This is a genomic window from Alkalihalophilus sp. As8PL, from assembly GCF_040939795.1.
Taxonomy (GTDB): domain Bacteria; phylum Bacillota; class Bacilli; order Bacillales; family Bacillaceae_D; genus Alkalihalophilus; species Alkalihalophilus lindianensis.
This window is the reverse complement of record NZ_CP162551.1, coordinates 3156692-3171869: the sequence shown is the minus strand read 5'-3', so window position 1 is coordinate 3171869 and position 15178 is coordinate 3156692. Positions and strand designations below refer to the sequence as shown.

Annotated in this window: 16 protein-coding genes; 2 read left to right on the top strand and 14 right to left on the bottom strand. The window is 37.1% G+C overall.

Going from position 1 to position 15178, the window contains the following annotated elements; genetic code table 11:
* Positions 1 to 98: 98 nt before the first annotated feature.
* On the bottom strand, positions 99 to 641 hold the full coding sequence (locus AB3N04_RS17520) for a hypothetical protein (protein ID WP_368503899.1): 543 nt from the start codon (positions 639 to 641) through the stop codon (positions 99 to 101).
* Between the two features lie 237 nt (positions 642 to 878).
* On the opposite strand from AB3N04_RS17520, the gene AB3N04_RS17515 reads away from it, so the two are divergent.
* Entirely contained in the window at positions 879 to 1067 is a 189-nt protein-coding gene (locus tag AB3N04_RS17515; protein ID WP_368503898.1) for a hypothetical protein, read from the top strand.
* A 47-nt stretch (positions 1068 to 1114) separates the two neighbouring features.
* Here the strand turns inward: AB3N04_RS17515 and AB3N04_RS17510 are convergent, their stop codons facing one another.
* From AB3N04_RS17510 to AB3N04_RS17485, 6 genes are all read right to left on the bottom strand, one after another.
* A complete protein-coding gene (locus tag AB3N04_RS17510) occupies positions 1115 to 2242 on the bottom strand; it encodes an MBL fold metallo-hydrolase (protein ID WP_368503897.1) in 1128 nt (375 codons plus the stop codon).
* A gap of 43 nt (positions 2243 to 2285) precedes the next feature.
* The gene (locus AB3N04_RS17505; RefSeq protein ID WP_368503896.1) at positions 2286 to 2681 is read right to left on the bottom strand and encodes a DsrE/DsrF/DrsH-like family protein; all 396 of its coding nucleotides are present in this window, start codon (positions 2679 to 2681) and stop codon (positions 2286 to 2288) included.
* Between the two features lie 12 nt (positions 2682 to 2693).
* Entirely contained in the window at positions 2694 to 2927 is a 234-nt protein-coding gene (locus AB3N04_RS17500; RefSeq protein WP_368503895.1) for a glutaredoxin family protein, read from the bottom strand.
* A gap of 50 nt (positions 2928 to 2977) precedes the next feature.
* On the bottom strand, positions 2978 to 3274 hold the full coding sequence (locus AB3N04_RS17495; RefSeq protein ID WP_368503894.1) for a rhodanese-like domain-containing protein: 297 nt from the start codon (positions 3272 to 3274) through the stop codon (positions 2978 to 2980).
* A 162-nt stretch (positions 3275 to 3436) separates the two neighbouring features.
* Positions 3437 to 5623, bottom strand: coding sequence for a malate synthase G (locus AB3N04_RS17490; protein ID WP_368503893.1), 2187 nt, complete (start codon positions 5621 to 5623; stop codon positions 3437 to 3439).
* A 179-nt stretch (positions 5624 to 5802) separates the two neighbouring features.
* Positions 5803 to 6708 (bottom strand): LysR family transcriptional regulator, encoded by a 906-nt coding sequence (locus tag AB3N04_RS17485; protein ID WP_368503892.1) that lies wholly within the window; start codon positions 6706 to 6708, stop codon positions 5803 to 5805.
* Positions 6709 to 6869: 161 nt separating this feature from the next.
* On the opposite strand from AB3N04_RS17485, the gene gdhA reads away from it, so the two are divergent.
* Positions 6870 to 8252: an NADP-specific glutamate dehydrogenase gene (gene gdhA / locus AB3N04_RS17480; RefSeq protein ID WP_368503891.1), complete on the top strand. Its 1383-nt coding sequence runs from the start codon at positions 6870 to 6872 to the stop codon at positions 8250 to 8252.
* 708 nt (positions 8253 to 8960) lie between these two features.
* Here the strand turns inward: gdhA and AB3N04_RS17475 are convergent.
* The 7 genes from AB3N04_RS17475 to cobA form a co-directional block, all read right to left on the bottom strand.
* Positions 8961 to 9968, bottom strand: coding sequence for an ABC transporter substrate-binding protein (locus AB3N04_RS17475; protein ID WP_368503890.1), 1008 nt, complete (start codon positions 9966 to 9968; stop codon positions 8961 to 8963).
* Positions 9969 to 9986: 18 nt separating this feature from the next.
* Positions 9987 to 11048 carry a methyltransferase domain-containing protein gene (locus tag AB3N04_RS17470; RefSeq protein WP_368503889.1) on the bottom strand — a complete coding sequence of 354 codons (1062 nt, stop codon included), beginning with the start codon at positions 11046 to 11048 and terminating at the stop codon, positions 9987 to 9989.
* A 14-nt stretch (positions 11049 to 11062) separates the two neighbouring features.
* Positions 11063 to 11878 carry an ABC transporter ATP-binding protein gene (locus AB3N04_RS17465; protein WP_317122422.1) on the bottom strand — a complete coding sequence of 272 codons (816 nt, stop codon included), beginning with the start codon at positions 11876 to 11878 and terminating at the stop codon, positions 11063 to 11065.
* Positions 11875 to 12870, bottom strand: a complete 996-nt coding sequence (locus tag AB3N04_RS17460) for a FecCD family ABC transporter permease (RefSeq protein WP_368506088.1) — start codon at positions 12868 to 12870, stop codon at positions 11875 to 11877. The genes AB3N04_RS17465 and AB3N04_RS17460 overlap by 4 nt, the downstream gene beginning before the upstream one ends.
* A 257-nt stretch (positions 12871 to 13127) precedes the next feature.
* The gene (locus AB3N04_RS17455) at positions 13128 to 13679 is read right to left on the bottom strand and encodes a cob(I)yrinic acid a,c-diamide adenosyltransferase (RefSeq protein WP_368503888.1); all 552 of its coding nucleotides are present in this window, start codon (positions 13677 to 13679) and stop codon (positions 13128 to 13130) included.
* Positions 13680 to 13787: 108 nt separating this feature from the next.
* Positions 13788 to 14354: a nitroreductase gene (locus AB3N04_RS17450; RefSeq protein ID WP_368503887.1), complete on the bottom strand. Its 567-nt coding sequence runs from the start codon at positions 14352 to 14354 to the stop codon at positions 13788 to 13790.
* On the bottom strand, positions 14329 to 15120 hold the full coding sequence (gene cobA / locus AB3N04_RS17445) for a uroporphyrinogen-III C-methyltransferase (protein WP_368503886.1): 792 nt from the start codon (positions 15118 to 15120) through the stop codon (positions 14329 to 14331). The genes AB3N04_RS17450 and cobA overlap by 26 nt, the downstream gene beginning before the upstream one ends.
* Positions 15121 to 15178: the final 58 nt, after the last annotated feature.

The window sequence follows — 15178 nt, the reverse complement described above, 5'->3', positions numbered from 1 at the left end:
ATTATACTTCGAAATCCTCTTTGTCGTCTCCTTCAAAGAGGATTCATTCTCCAGATTCAAAAAAACTCTAGTGAAAGAGTTCACTAGAGTACGTTATATTAGATGATATTAGTTCGTTTAATCGTTTTATCATGAGTATTTTTTGTCATAATTAAATTTTCATCTAGGCCATTACATATTGCTAAGTATCCATCATCTAAATTAAATCCAATACCATCAATTACATAATCAATCGTTACTTTTCCACTCAACTGATCTTCTTTTAGATAAGAAACATGCACAGTACTTTCAATCAACTCAATTGAACGAATCCTTTGATTTAATACTTTATGTAGGCAACCTAATTTATTCTTTTCCCACTTTAACTTTTTATGATAGTCTTCTAATCCGGATGCGATGTTGATTTCATCAAAGGAAATAGAATATTCACCTATGCGATTTGCACATAACTCAATCCGGCAATTATCTACCTCTACTACAACAGGTAACTCTTTGTACCATTCATCTTTTTTGTAGTCCCAGGCCACCCAAATATTTCTGATCTGCTTGCCCTTTTGAGCAATTAATCTATCTTTATGTTCAGCTAATAAATGAATGGGATCCCTGAAAAATTGAGGTTTATATACTTTTAATTTTCCCATTCTGAACCCCCTTTGAACGTCCACAATCATTCTATTACTCACTTTAACTTTACCACAAATCTATACAACATTAGCATGATTTACCTACATTTCCATATTCCATTTTTTTAAGCTGAATAAAATATTCCATCAAGCTTTAAGATATGAATAATCAATCTGACTAATGTAATCACATCCTAATCTCCTGTTTACATTTCCTTTCCTCTAGGGTATGGAGTTATAAAAGGAGGAATCACGATGTTGCAGAATGTGAATAAACATTTGTTTTTTTCAATCATTTATTTTATTGCAGCTGTAGCAAGTGGAATCGGATCATATGTAAATGACAATATTAGTATTTTGTTCATTATTTTAACTGGCGTATTTTTAGTCTTAGCCATTCTCTCCCTCACCCGTTATATGATGAGCAAACCTAAAAAATTGTAAGAAAAAGCAAGCCCTCTACTGATCTAGCAGAAGGCTTGCTTTTTTAGTTAGCGTACAGCACAACGATTAGGTCCAATTTCCATCTCACGTTGATTTTCATCATCTGGGTTGATTTTACCCATGTTTGTTTGACGAATTTCTTGATACGCATTAGGTTGTGGCGGTAGATTTTCTGTAACTAATTTTCTAAATATATCACCGTCTTCAATGTTTAAACCATGATTGTTAGCATATAGTGTACCTAATGTTGCAGCTACACTACCATCCTCATTTAACTCCTCAATAATCATAAAGTGCGCTGGAAGTACGACCAATTTATCTGAAAGCTCTTTATAACGTACATATAAGCTCTCTCTTAAGTCTCCAACCCAATCTTCAGCCATCCCCGCTAAGTCTGGTCTTCCAATCGAGTCAATAAAGAGAATATCTCCTGATAAAAGGTACTTCTCATCCACTACAAATGATGTCGAACCAATTGTATGACCTGGTGAGTACAATGCATTAATAGTAATGGTGGTTGGACCAATTTTCACTTCATTACCATCTTCAAGCGCTTGGTATTCAAATGTTACTTCTTCTGCATCTTTTGGGGGTAACCAGTAAGTGGCACCCGTTTGTTCAGCAATCTGACGTCCACCAGAAATGTGATCAGCGTGTAAATGTGTATCAAATACATGTGTGATGGTTGCACCAATTTCTTTAGCAAAATCAATATAAACATCTGTCATTCTTGTTGAATCGATGATTGCTGCTTCACCATTTGATACAACCATGTATGATAAACAACCTTTACCAATACGAACGAATTGAAACAGCTCTCCGCCGCCATGCAGTTCGCCTACTTTAACAGGTTCTAAATACTCGCTCCAAGATTTCATACCACCTGAAAGGTATGATACATTTAAACCTTTTTCAGCAACCATTTCAGCAACCATAATGGATGAACCTTCTTTTGCACATACGACCAGGATTTCTTTGTTCTCTGGTAGTTGATCGACAATACCCTCCACCCCATCGATTAAATCAAAATATGGTACATTTAAGTGATTGAAACGTTTACCTTCAATTTTCCAGTCAGCAAAATCCCCTTCATTTCGTACATCTAAAATAAATAATTCTTCTTTATTAATAACTTTACGTGTTACTTCTTTAGCACTCATTGATTTCACTAACATTTAACATACCCCCATAAGTATATTTTAATTAAAATTTTTTTCACTAAAAAGTTAAGGTTACATCTGCATCTTTTGCAAACTCTAAAAATGTTACGGCTCCACCAACTTCCATACCATCTACAAAATCTTTCTTTTCTAAACCCATAACATCCATAGTCATTTGACATCCAATAAATTTAACCCCTAGCTCTTGTGCCATTTCTACTAATTCAGGAATTCCTGGTACATTTGCTTGTTTAAAGCCTTCAGCAATTTGTTCTTTTCCTACTGGCATTGGAAGGGCAATATGTGTTTCCTTGTGAATTAAATTAAGTCCTTCAAATGTGAAGAAAACCGCCACCTCTTGATCGGTTGAAGCTGCTGCTGTTGCAATATTGAATACCTTATATGCATCAAATATTCCACCGTTACTTGCGATAATTGCTACTTTTTTACTCATTAAAATCTCCTCCTAGTTTTTAATTGCGCTCATAATTTCATTAGGATCAAACCCAATTACCCACTTGTCATTCACTTTTGTCTGAGGCACTCCCATTTGACCCGTCGTATTTACAAGTTGTTGCATTAATTCAGGCTGTGCTTCAACATTCACTTCTTTAAATGGAATATTGTACTCATGTAAAAAATTCTTTAACATCACACAATACGGACATCTATTTGTTGTATATACAGTTACTGGCTTCACCTAGGGACCTCCTCTTTTACCTATATGGGTATATACCTATTTAAAATTTTTTATTCTACTTGCCCTTCCCATGTCATCATCCCACCAACCATGTTCACTACTGTATAACCATGGCTTTCGAGAAATTGGGTTGCACGCCCACTCCTTGCTCCTGAGCGACATACCATAATGTACTCTTTATCTTTATCTAATTCATGCATCCGAAATTCGAGTAAATCTAAAGGGATGTTAAGAGCTCCCGGTATTATCCCTTCGGCTACTTCAGCTACACCTCGAACATCGATAATCGTTCGTTGTGTTCCCTTCTTTAATGCTGCTTCCACATCGATTGGTGTAATTTCTTTCATTCGGTCACTCCCTTTTAATTAATTGTATTTGTTGGTTTGTGTTACCTTTAATGATTATACTATACCCCTATAGGTATAATGTCAACCCCTTTTATTAAAATGATTAAAACCGTAGTAAAAAGAAGTCATCCCTCTTTTTACTACGGTTCATTGAAAATTGATTTATTTTGTTTGTGCCACAGTACTGGCCTTTTGTTTTGCCTCAATACGTCGTCTATGCAAAATTGGTTCTGTGTAGCCACTTGGCTGTTCGCTTCCTTTAAAAACAAGCTCGCATGCTGCTTGGAAAGCAACTGAATTCTCATAATCTCTAGCCATCGGAAGATATTCTGGATCATCCGCATTTTGTTTATCTACTACTTTCGCCATTCGCTTTAATGTTTCTACTACCTGTTCTTCTGAACATATGCCATGATGAAGCCAATTTGTTACATGTTGACTAGAGATACGTAAAGTTGCACGATCTTCCATCAAACCTACATTGTTAATATCTGGAACTTTAGAACAACCTACCCCATGTTCAACCCACCGTACCACATATCCTAGAATTCCTTGTGCATTATTATCTAACTCTTGTTGGACTTCTTCCTTACTCCAATTTTGCTCTTTTGCTACAGGTATTTCTAAGATTTGATCTTGAAGATCCCCTATGCTACTTCTTAAACTTTGTTGAACTTCAGAAACATTCACTTTATGGTAGTGAAGTGCATGAAGGGTTGCTGCCGTTGGGGATGGCACCCAAGCTGTGTTCGCACCAGCCTTTAACTGACCGTCCTTTTGCTTTAACATATCGGCCATTAAGTCAGGCATTGCCCACATTCCTTTACCTATTTGAGCACGTCCTGGTAGGCCACAACTAAGACCAGTATTGACGTTAGATTTTTCATATGACTGTAACCATGTGGATGATTTCATATCATTTTTACGAATCATCGGCCCTGCTTCCATCGACGTATGCATCTCATCCCCTGTTCGGTCTAAAAATCCCGTATTAATAAAAGCTACACGCTCTTTTACTTCTTTAATACAAGCTTTTAAATTTAGCGAGGTACGACGCTCTTCATCCATTACGCCGATTTTAAGGGTGTTGCGCTTTAAGCCAAGCAAGTCTTCAACACGAGCAAATAATTTATTTGAAAATGCTACTTCTTTTGAGCCGTGCATTTTAGGCTTAACAATATAAATGGATCCCTTAGCGGTATTATTAAGCTTACTATTGCCTAGTAAATCATGCTTGGCAATCAAACTTGTAATCATACAATCTAAAATACCCTCAGGGACTTCCTCACCATTTGAATCAAGAACTGCATTATTTGTCATCAGGTGACCTACATTGCGCACAAACATTAATGATCGTCCAGAAAGGGTCATTGAATCTCCCGAGAGAGTTGTGTAAGTGCGGTCTTCATGAAGGGAACGAGTAACAGATTTCCCTCCTTTTGAAAAGGTTTCTTCTAAATTCCCTCTCATAAGACCTAACCAATTTTGATACACTCCCACCTTGTCTTCAGCATCTACAGCAGCTACAGAGTCCTCACAATCCATAATCGTTGTGATCGCAGCTTCCATTAAGACATCTTTTACACCAGCTTGATCGGTTTTACCGATTGGATGCTCACGATCGATTTGAATTTCAAAGTGTAGACCATTGTTTTTCAATAGAAGTGTAGATGGATCTTCAGGGTGACCTTGGTAGGCAACCAATTTAGAAGAATCCTTAAGTTCTGTGGTTTTACCCTTGCTATGTACGACTAATCCCCCATTTTCAATAGAGTACTTCTCTGCGTCCTTATGAGAGCCTTCCTTCAATGGTACTGTATCATCTAGGAAGTCCTTAGCCATTGAAATAACCTGATCACCACGCACTGGATTATATTCTTTACCCTTTTCAGCACCATTGTCTTCTGAAATCACATCTGTTCCATATAGTGCATCATATAAACTTCCCCAACGAGCATTAGCAGCATTTAATGCATACCGTGCATTATTAACAGGAACGACAAGTTGCGGACCTGCTTGTAGGGCTATTTCTGAATCAACATCCTCTGTTGTAATTTCAAAGTCCTCCACTTTCGGTTCAAGGTAACCAATCTCTTCTAAGAAAGATTTGTAACTTGCAAAATCAACATTCTCTTTATTTTCCTTATGCCAGTTATGAATTTTTTGTTGCAGTTCCTGACGACGCTCTATTAATTCCTTATTTTCTGGAGCGAATTCAGAAATTAATGTCTCTAAGTTAGCCCAGAATTCTTCACTTGTAAGTCCACTTTCCGGTAATGCCTTGGTATTAATAAATTGATAGAGTACTGAAGCTACTTTCAAATTCCCAACTTTAATATAGTCTGTCATCGTGTTAGCCCTCCTTGAATTTTGTTCTCTCTTTACCTATTTCAATAGCCAAGCCTGTTATATAACATTGCGTTTTTATTATATAACATAATAGATTAAAAATAAAGAATTCTGAAAACATATTAGTTGAAAATTTGTTAAATAGGAATTTTATTGAATCTAACTTTTAACCATGCCTATTAATTTTTAAAACCATCTAACCTTATAAAAAACTTTTTTAGAAATTCATAAAATAAATTTTCTGCCGGAAGTAACTGACGTTCACTTGATCTAATCACCCCTACTGTACGTGGTACGGTAGGCTCTACGATTGGGATTTTAACCGTAGTATGAGGGATATTATCAACTAGTGTAATTTCTGGTATTAGTGTGATACCTAAACCTGCGGATACCAGCCCTTTTAAGGCATCAATATCATCACCTTCAAATGAAACTTTCGGCTTAAATCCAAGGCTTGAACAAGCATTGATAATCAGATCTCGCAAAATATATCCCTCTGGCAATAAAATAATTGATTCCTCTTTTAGTTGATTTAATTTTAACGATGTATGATTGGCTAGCGGATGATTTATAGGTAGAAGTGCAACGATGTTTTCGGTAAATAAAATATCACTTTTTACCTTGAGGTCGTTTTTGGGCACTGGACCAATCAAGGCCATATTAAAGTCTCCATTTACTACCCCATCTATGAGGGCGCGATAAGAGGCTTGTTTGAGCTGAAACTTCACCTTAGGGTATTTTGTTCGAAATGAAACAATTGCAGTGGGCAATGTATATGCTGCCATACTAATAGGAAATGCAATCCTGATAGTCCCTTGCTCTGGGTCTAAATATTCTTCTACTTCAAGTCTCGCATTATCTATAACATTCATTGCTTGATTCATTCGATTAAGAAATACTTTTCCAATCGGTGTAAGTTTAACCCTCCGTCCCTCTCTTATAAACAAATCAACACCTAATTCCGATTCTAAATTGACAATTTGACGGCTCACAGCGGATTGAGCCACATGCAAAGCGTCTGCAGCCTCTGTTACATGCTCTCGTTTCGCTACTTCCATAAAGTATTTAATTTGCCTTAACTCCATTACACTCACCTCTATTTCCGATTCATCTCATTTCGGCATTGAATCTATCTATTTTTTATATTGTTTAGATCATTTATAAATAATAAACTACACTATAAGAGAAAATCTAACAATAAGAGAAAAAATATGCTTCATTATTTTTAAATTGGAGGAGAGATAAGATGGCAACACTTGAAAAAGTACTTGATCTAAAATTTGAAGCGGCTAAAGGTTATGTAGATGATGTATTTAACATGGTTCAACTACGAAATCCAAATGAAAGTGAATTTCATCAGGCTGTTAAAGAAGTTTTTGATTCCTTGATCCCTGTATTAGCTAAACACCCATCCTATATTGAGCATGGGATCCTTGAGAGAATGGTCGAGCCTGAAAGGGTTATTAGCTTTCAAGTTCCTTGGGTAGATGACCAAGGAAAAGTGCATGTAAATCGTGGATTTCGTGTCCAGTTTAACAGTGCAATTGGTCCCTACAAAGGTGGTCTCCGTTTTCACCCATCGGTTAATGCTAGCATCGTTAAATTTCTTGGCTTTGAACAAATCTTTAAGAATTCCTTAACCGGGCAACCAATTGGCGGCGGAAAAGGTGGATCAGATTTTGATCCAAAAGGAAAATCTGATGGAGAGATTATGCGATTCACTCAAAGTTTCATGAGCGAACTATGCAAGCATATCGGTCCAGATATTGACGTTCCTGCAGGTGATATTGGGGTCGGTGCAAGAGAAATTGGGTATATGTTTGGTCAGTATAAAAAAATTCGCGGTCATTATGAAGCTGGGGTATTAACAGGTAAAGGATTTTCTTATGGTGGTAGTTTAGGAAGAAAAGAAGCGACGGGATATGGGACAGTTTACTTTGTAGAAGAAATGCTAAAAGATAGGGGACTTAGCTTTAAAGATAAAACCGTCGTTGTTTCCGGGTCTGGAAATGTCTCCATATATGCTATTGAAAAAGCTACCAGGTTAGGAGCAAAAGTAGTAGCATGCAGTGACTCAAGTGGATATATTTATGATACAGAGGGTATTAACCTATCTACCGTTAAACGTTTGAAAGAAGTTGAGAATAAACGAATTAGTGAATATGTAAAAGAGCATCCTAACACACAATTTATTGAAGGTTGTTCAGCTATATGGTCGATTCCTTGTGACATCGCTCTGCCTTGCGCAACGCAAAATGAAATCGATGATATAGCTGCAAGAACACTCATTTCTAATGGAGTTGTTGCTGTTGGTGAAGGTGCCAACATGCCATGCACCTTAGAAGCAATTGAAATATTTCTAGAAAATGATATTCTTTTTGGTCCAGCCAAAGCAGTAAATGCTGGCGGGGTCGCTGTGTCCGCTTTAGAAATGGCTCAAAACAGCATGCGACTTTCTTGGTCATTTGATGAGGTTGACCAAAAACTACAGCAGATCATGAAGGACATCTATCGTAATAGCATGAATGCTGCTGATGAGTATGACGCTCCAGGAAACCTTGTGATCGGGGCTAATATTGCAGGATTTAAAAAGGTAGCTGATGCCATGATTTCTCAGGGAGTTATTTAGAGTCCAGCTTATAAAAAGGTGCTTCCACCATCTTTTAAACTCAAAACAATGTAAGAAATATTTAACCATAAAACGCGCCTTCTACTATTGGAGAAGGCGCGTTTTTACTTTCTTACAAGAAGCTATCTAGGAATTGCCTTAACTTAATAAGGTGAACAGGAGGCTTTTTTTGAGTAAGGGAAGAAAAAATATAAGCAAAGAAAACTTGATAGATTACAAGATAGAGGTAAGCTTCCCCTTTTTAATCATGATGAGCTTCATTATCGTGTTCTTCTTTTGAAAGTTTTTCAGGAAAAGTGACTGCTCCTTTATTAGATCCTTGTTTAATAAATATGGCTATAAGTTTTGATAGTTCTTCTGGTGGGTATGGGTTTGTTATATACTTTTCAACATTAAATTGTTTCACCTTTTCATCGGACAGCATCTTCAAAGGCATTTTGAGGTTGAGTGTGATGAATAACCAACTTGTATCTTTCAAATCTAAGTAGTGCGTAATTGCTGAACCCCAGTCTTTCGTGAATTGATTCTAAAAATAATAAAATATATAAAATGTGATCAAAACCTTTATTTCGCCTATACCAATTCAAAAAGACACGCACCTCATTAACTGAGAATGCGTGCCATACTGGGCTCGAACCAGTGACCTCCACTATTAAGGTGGAGGTAAGAATATGCAGTTTGTTATATAAAACTTATTCTACTACCTACTTAACCTTCCTCATACAATCCACTTACTAAAATTTCAAGAGCTAGAGGGACACGAATACCTTCTGCAGCTGCTGAAAGCGGGATAACAATGAAGTGCTCGTCCATTATTGCTGTTACATCAGTTAAAGCAGGATGATTCAACAATTGCTCTCTCTTTTCTTCTGCTGTTGTTTCTCCATAATCCATAATTACAATCACTTCTGGATCACGCTCTACTACCTCTTCCCAACTTACTTCTCCCCAGTTACTATCAATATCATTGAATATATTTTCCGCTCCAGCCATTGAAATAATTGTATTTAAAAAGTTTTGTCCAACAGTAAAAGGGGCAGTAACTCCACTATCAAATACAAAGACTCTTAAGGTTTTTTGACCTTCAGGAATCTCTGCTTGAGTATTTGATAAATCCTCAACTATCTGACCAATAAGTTCTTCACCTCGGTCCACCACATTAAATATAGTGGCTATGTTACGAATATCCTGATAAATATGATCAATTGTCGGTCCTACTACAGTAGATGATTCATGTAAGTAAGCGTTAATATCTAATTCGTTTAATTGGTCTACAGTTCCTATATTATCTTCACGGAACGCACTTCCCCATCCTGCATAGGCAAAATCAGGTTCTTTTGCTAAAAATACTTCTTGTGAGGGGTATTGATTAGAGAGAACTTCGATTTGCTCATATGCTTCTTTATATTCTGGTAAAATTTCATCATCTAGATATGCTGATCCTACCATATTTTCTTCTAAACCAAGCGCTAACATAATCTCTGTGACATGTTGGTTTAATGAAACAGCCCTCTTTGGTACTTCAGTAAACACCATTACATGATCATTGTTTTTTATTTTTACCGCTTCATATGTATCTTGCGTTTGTTCCGTTTTCTCTGAAGAATTATTTTCTACTTGCTCATTACTTAAATTGGCTTCTTGAGTTCCTCCACAAGCTACTACTAATAATAAAATTACAATGCTATAGATAATTCTTAACTTGATTTTCCTCATCTTTTTTACCCCTTTATTTTATTTAGATTTTGCGATAATAGTCCACTTTGTGGGGTGACTTTGCTCAAAAGCACTTACTCCAAATGGGTATCCACCTTCATTCCAGCTATCTAATTGATAGGGCTTTAAGATCCCCTTATTTATTTCGTCCGATTTTAGTTCCAGCGTATCATTCACACCTAAATAAGCTGGTCGATAATTAATTTCTGGAATCTTCATCGTTTCCGATAACTTTATATTAGGTTGATAATTTTCAACCATATCGAGTACAAAGAAACCTTCTAGCATCAATAAATAAATCAGCTCTCGTGGTGTAAGCAAACTAAGTTCTCGTTCTACTCGATATTTTGATTGACATACTCCTTCTCGAAAGCCCTCGTAAGTAGCAGTATAATGAATGAGCTGACCATGTAATGCTGTTGTTCCTTCTACTGTATAATAGATTGTTTTTTGGTTTGTTACTTGTTTTCGTTGCTGAACTTTCCATGTAGGATTTGTTGGTGGAATGACAAGATCAATAGCGACAAAGCCATCTTCTTTTAAATGCTTACGAATCCTAGCTAATAGCTCTTTTTGTTCTAGAACAGTTGTAAAATGCTGAAAGAATCCATCCGTTAATAAAATATGACTGTACCTTTCATTTTGATTAAAGGTTAAAGCATCTTCTTCTATGAAATTCACTTCTTTATTCATTCGTTCTACTTTTTTTCTTGCAACTGCTAACATCTCACTACTCCAATCCACACCTGTAATAGGAATACCGAAGTTAGACAGTTCTAAAGCAAATCTTCCTGTCCCTGTACCTAAATCTAGTACATTGGGAAGCTTATCTGATTGCAAAACCCAATCTCTATAAAAAGCATTTCCAGCTTTTCCTACGAAAAAATCATAATATTTTGCTTCAAGCCCAGCATATTTAGGATTACTTTGCCTTTTGTGTCGCTCTCCTTGTAGCCCACATCTTGAACACAAGGTACCCGCTAATGCTGAGTAAGATGTCCCTTGTGGCACCCCGTTTTTTGTATCCCCATGCCATTCGTTATATTGAAAGCTACAATATGTACATTTATAATGTGCCATTTCGTCTCCTTCCTCTACCCTACTGTGGTATCGGGTGTCTGTGAAAGAGTTGAACCTTTATACATTCCCTCAGATACGTAAGAAATCTGTAACTTTCCTGTTATTGGGTGAGTAGTAACTGTACAATCAACTTTAAATATTTCTTTTAACATAGATCTAGTTACCACTTCGGATGGTGTTCCATGTTTGACAATTTCCCCTTCGTTTATAACGTAAATTACATCACAATAAGCTGCTGCCAAATTCAAGTCATGAATGGCAGCTAATGTACTAACTCCTAATTTTCTGATGATATCAAGAATATGTAGTTGATGATGTATATCTAAATGATTAGTGGGTTCATCTAGTATAAGGAAAGATGCTTTTTGAACGAGAGCCCTAGCTATTAAAACACGTTGTTTTTCTCCTCCTGACAATGTGGAGAAACTTCGATCTGAATAGCCTTCTAAACCAACTTTAACTAACGCAGTCCTAGTGAAGTAGGCATCTTCAAGTGTATCCCTTTCAAAGAATCGTTTATGAGGGCTTCTTCCCATCAAAACAATTTCTTCTACTGTAAAATCAAAAGGTGCCGAACCTTCTTGCGCCACAACTGCCATACTTCTTGCAAATTCCTTATGGGAAAACTTCAAAATATCCTCATTATTTAATGAAACAAGTCCCGCATTAGGGCGTAAAATCCGATAAATTGTTTTTAATAATGTGGATTTCCCACTACCATTTGGCCCGATAATTCCAACAAACTGACCAGATTCTACGAACATAGTAATTTGGTCAATAATACTTTTTTGTTCAATTGTGGTCGAAAGCTGATCAACTGTTAATTTCATTTTCCATCACCTTCTCCAAAAGAATAGGAATTACGTCTTAGAAGCCAAATAAAAAAAGGACCTCCACATAACGCAGTAACAATACCTATGGGTAACTCTTGTGGGGCAACAATTATCCGCGCCACAACATCCGCCCAAATGAGGAAAATAGCACCGATAAGAGCACTTACGGGCAAAACATAACGATGATCTGAACCTACGAATAGACGAACAACATGGGGGACCATTAACCCAATAAAACCGATAGCTCCACTTACTGCGACTAAGACTCCTGTAAGCAATGCAGTAACTAACATCAGTATCTTTTTAAAAATATCAATATTCAAACCGAGAGTGGAAGCAGTTTGTTCACCTATCAAGAGCAGGTTAAGAGGTCTAGCGAAGAAGAGAAGTAAACCTATGCCCATTAATAAGGAAAAAAACGGAATAGATAATTGCTCCCATTTAGCTCCTGCTAAACTACCCATCATCCAAAATAAAGCATCTCTCATGCCCTCCTCCCGAGGAGCTGAAATGACGATATAACTCGTCATAGCAGAGAGCATCATCGAAATAGCAATACCTGACAACAAAAGTCTCACCGTGGAAATTCTACCATTTACCTGGGCTACTAAAAATACTAGGAATACCGATATCATTGCTCCTAGAAACGCCGCTAAAGATAGAGCATATTGTCCAAATAACTTAAACGCTCCAAAAATGATTACAAGAGTTGCGCCGACTGAAGCTCCAGATGATACCCCTAAGATAAATGGATCTGCTAAAGAATTACGCACCAATGCTTGGATTGCAACACCTACAATAGCTAACCCTGCCCCAACAACTGCTCCTAATATTACTCTTGGAAAACGAATTTCCCAAATGATTTGTTCTTGAGCTTTTGCCCAGTCCTGGATGATCAAATTCTCAATGAATGGAACCTTAGAAAGAGCAATTTTCCACACTGTGAATGGAGAGATTGATATAGGCCCTAACATAATAGAGACTGTCATTGAAAAAAGTAGAAGTAGAATAAGTGTTGCCAATAGCACTTGGTAGACTTTTGCTTTTGCTTTTCTTCCTCTATCCTCTCTATTTTTTTCCTCTTCATTAAATAAGAGATCACCCACATCATTTTTTCGCAAGCTTTCCATTTATCCCCCCCCTTTTTTTAAGTAGACTACCTGAACAATGTAGGGATACAACTTCCTCCCCTTAGTAGCTTTTTTCACTAGTAATGTAAGTCTCATTGATTTCCCCAAAAACGACTTTAAAATTCTATCCCTTTAACTGCTTGAATACCTTCATTGTAGTAATGCTTTTCTGCTTCAGTAACTGAAACAAGGTCAGCTAATTCTTTTATTTCTTTCTTCGCATGCCTACCTGTAATCACCAAATGAACATGCGGAGGTTTGTTTTGAAGTAAATCAATCACTTCATGTAGTGGTAAGACATCCTCTATTGGAAATTTATCGATTGCTAAAGCATTATTTAATTCATCTAAAATTATTAAATCGTAATCGCCACTCATTACGGCTTGTCTTGCAATTGGCCAGCCCTTCCTTAACGCTTCTCTATGCTCATCGGGTGTTTTCGTCCATGTAAACCCTACCCCAAGTTGAATCATCTCTACTCCGAGTCTCCCTAAAGCAATTTTTTCCCCATATGTTCGCTCTGGTGACTTGATAAACTGATAAATTTTCACTTTAAATCCTCTTCCTATTCCGCGAAGAGCTAGGCCTAAAGAAGATGTCGTTTTGCCTTTTCCATTACCTGTATAAACGAGAGTTAACCCTCTTCTATTTGGTTTATCCTGAATCATACTAACCTCCCTCACTTGCTTTTAAAATTAGATCTCCTAAAGACCTATTAAATTAAAAGGTCCTCGAAGATTTTCTCTAGTAAGATGTATGTTAAAAAACTCATAATGTTATAGCCAAACTGCTTTATCTTCAAATGAAGTCCTTCTTTTTTCTTTCTTTTCATCCAATTCTTCCTGAGTTGGATAGCCAATAAAAAGCGTGCCAATTACCTTTTTTCTAACTGGAGAACCGATAAACTCATAAGACCGTTTGTCATGAACAAGTCCAACCCCTCTTGTTCTCCAAACAAAACCAAGTTCTAGTTCTTGTGAAGCTAACCACATCGAGTGAATAGCACAGCAAACTGCATATTCGTTATCCTTCGAATCAGCTTCGTTTGAAGCTATATCAGCGGTCACCATTATAATGACTGGCGTATTTTTAACCACTTCAAATGAACTTTCAATTAGGCTTGGTTTGGTAGGGAAGCGCTCCTGAAGATACTCGTAGACAACCTTTTCGTAGCTTCTCTTTGCTTCTCCTTGAATAACAAAAAAGCTCCAAGGCTCTCTCATTCGATCGTTTGGTGCTAGCGTAGCCGCTTGCAGCAAACGTTCGATCTTCTCTCTTTCTACTTCATCCTTGGTATAGTTCCGAATCGCTCTCCTATTATGGAGTAACTCTATCACGCTCATCTTTAACCTCTCCTTTCTCATCAAACCAATTTAATTTATTTCTAAAGTTCACGACATTTCCAACAATAATCATTGCAGGATGTTGTATTTTAGTTTTTATAACGATCTTTGATATCGTTTCTAATGTACCAGTCACACTTTTCTGGTTGGGGGTAGTCCCCTCTTGAATCACGGCTACAAGTGTCTGAGAATCTTTCCCATGTATAATTAATTGATGACAAATATAGGATAGATTACGGGTTCCCATATAAAAAGCAAGCGTATCACTTCCCTTTACTAGAGCTTCCCAGTCCAATTCATCTGTGCCGTTGTCATAACGGCCAGCACCATGTACCATAGTAAAAGAGGTAGCGTAATTACGATGGGTAACAGGAATTCCAGCATAAGTAGGAGCTGCAATCCCAGAGGTAATACCAGGGACAATCTCAAATGGAATCTTAGCATTTGAAAGCACCTCAGCCTCTTCCCCACCCCTGCCAAATACGCAAGGATCTCCACCTTTTAATCTCGTCACGTTTTTTCCTTCCAGTGCTTTTGTGACTAGTAATTGATTGATTTCATCCTGTATAAGACTATGATTCCCAGGAGCTTTCCCGCAGTAAATCAATTCAGCCTCTTTTTTCGAGTAGCTTAATAACTCTTTATTAACTAAGCGATCATAAGCAATAACATCTGCTCTTTGAATACATTCAAGACCATACACTGTGATTAACTTTGGATCGCCAGGACCTGCCCCCACTAGAAATACTTTTCCTTTTTTATTCATCCTCTCACCTTAACTCTCTAAGTTTTGCCTGATCGTTTACTAGACCTTCGACCTATTT

Excerpts from the sequence above, each read along its gene's own strand:
- AB3N04_RS17520 (WP_368503899.1), bottom strand. The coding sequence starts at position 641 with ATGGGAAAATTAAAAGTATATAAACCTCAATTTTTCAGGGATCCCATT.
- AB3N04_RS17515 (WP_368503898.1), top strand. The coding sequence starts at position 879 with ATGTTGCAGAATGTGAATAAACATTTGTTTTTTTCAATCATTTATTTT.
- AB3N04_RS17510 (WP_368503897.1), bottom strand. The coding sequence starts at position 2,242 with ATGTTAGTGAAATCAATGAGTGCTAAAGAAGTAACACGTAAAGTTATT.
- AB3N04_RS17505 (WP_368503896.1), bottom strand. The coding sequence starts at position 2,681 with ATGAGTAAAAAAGTAGCAATTATCGCAAGTAACGGTGGAATATTTGAT.
- AB3N04_RS17495 (WP_368503894.1), bottom strand. The coding sequence starts at position 3,274 with ATGAAAGAAATTACACCAATCGATGTGGAAGCAGCATTAAAGAAGGGA.
- AB3N04_RS17490 (WP_368503893.1), bottom strand. The coding sequence starts at position 5,623 with ATGACAGACTATATTAAAGTTGGGAATTTGAAAGTAGCTTCAGTACTC.
- AB3N04_RS17485 (WP_368503892.1), bottom strand. The coding sequence starts at position 6,708 with ATGGAGTTAAGGCAAATTAAATACTTTATGGAAGTAGCGAAACGAGAG.
- gdhA (WP_368503891.1), top strand. The coding sequence starts at position 6,870 with ATGGCAACACTTGAAAAAGTACTTGATCTAAAATTTGAAGCGGCTAAA.
- AB3N04_RS17475 (WP_368503890.1), bottom strand. The coding sequence starts at position 9,968 with ATGAGGAAAATCAAGTTAAGAATTATCTATAGCATTGTAATTTTATTA.
- AB3N04_RS17470 (WP_368503889.1), bottom strand. The coding sequence starts at position 11,048 with ATGGCACATTATAAATGTACATATTGTAGCTTTCAATATAACGAATGG.
- AB3N04_RS17465 (WP_317122422.1), bottom strand. The coding sequence starts at position 11,878 with ATGAAATTAACAGTTGATCAGCTTTCGACCACAATTGAACAAAAAAGT.
- AB3N04_RS17460 (WP_368506088.1), bottom strand. The coding sequence starts at position 12,870 with ATGACAGTCTCTATTATGTTAGGGCCTATATCAATCTCTCCATTCACA.
- AB3N04_RS17455 (WP_368503888.1), bottom strand. The coding sequence starts at position 13,679 with ATGATTCAGGATAAACCAAATAGAAGAGGGTTAACTCTCGTTTATACA.
- AB3N04_RS17450 (WP_368503887.1), bottom strand. The coding sequence starts at position 14,354 with ATGAGCGTGATAGAGTTACTCCATAATAGGAGAGCGATTCGGAACTAT.
- cobA (WP_368503886.1), bottom strand. The coding sequence starts at position 15,120 with ATGAATAAAAAAGGAAAAGTATTTCTAGTGGGGGCAGGTCCTGGCGAT.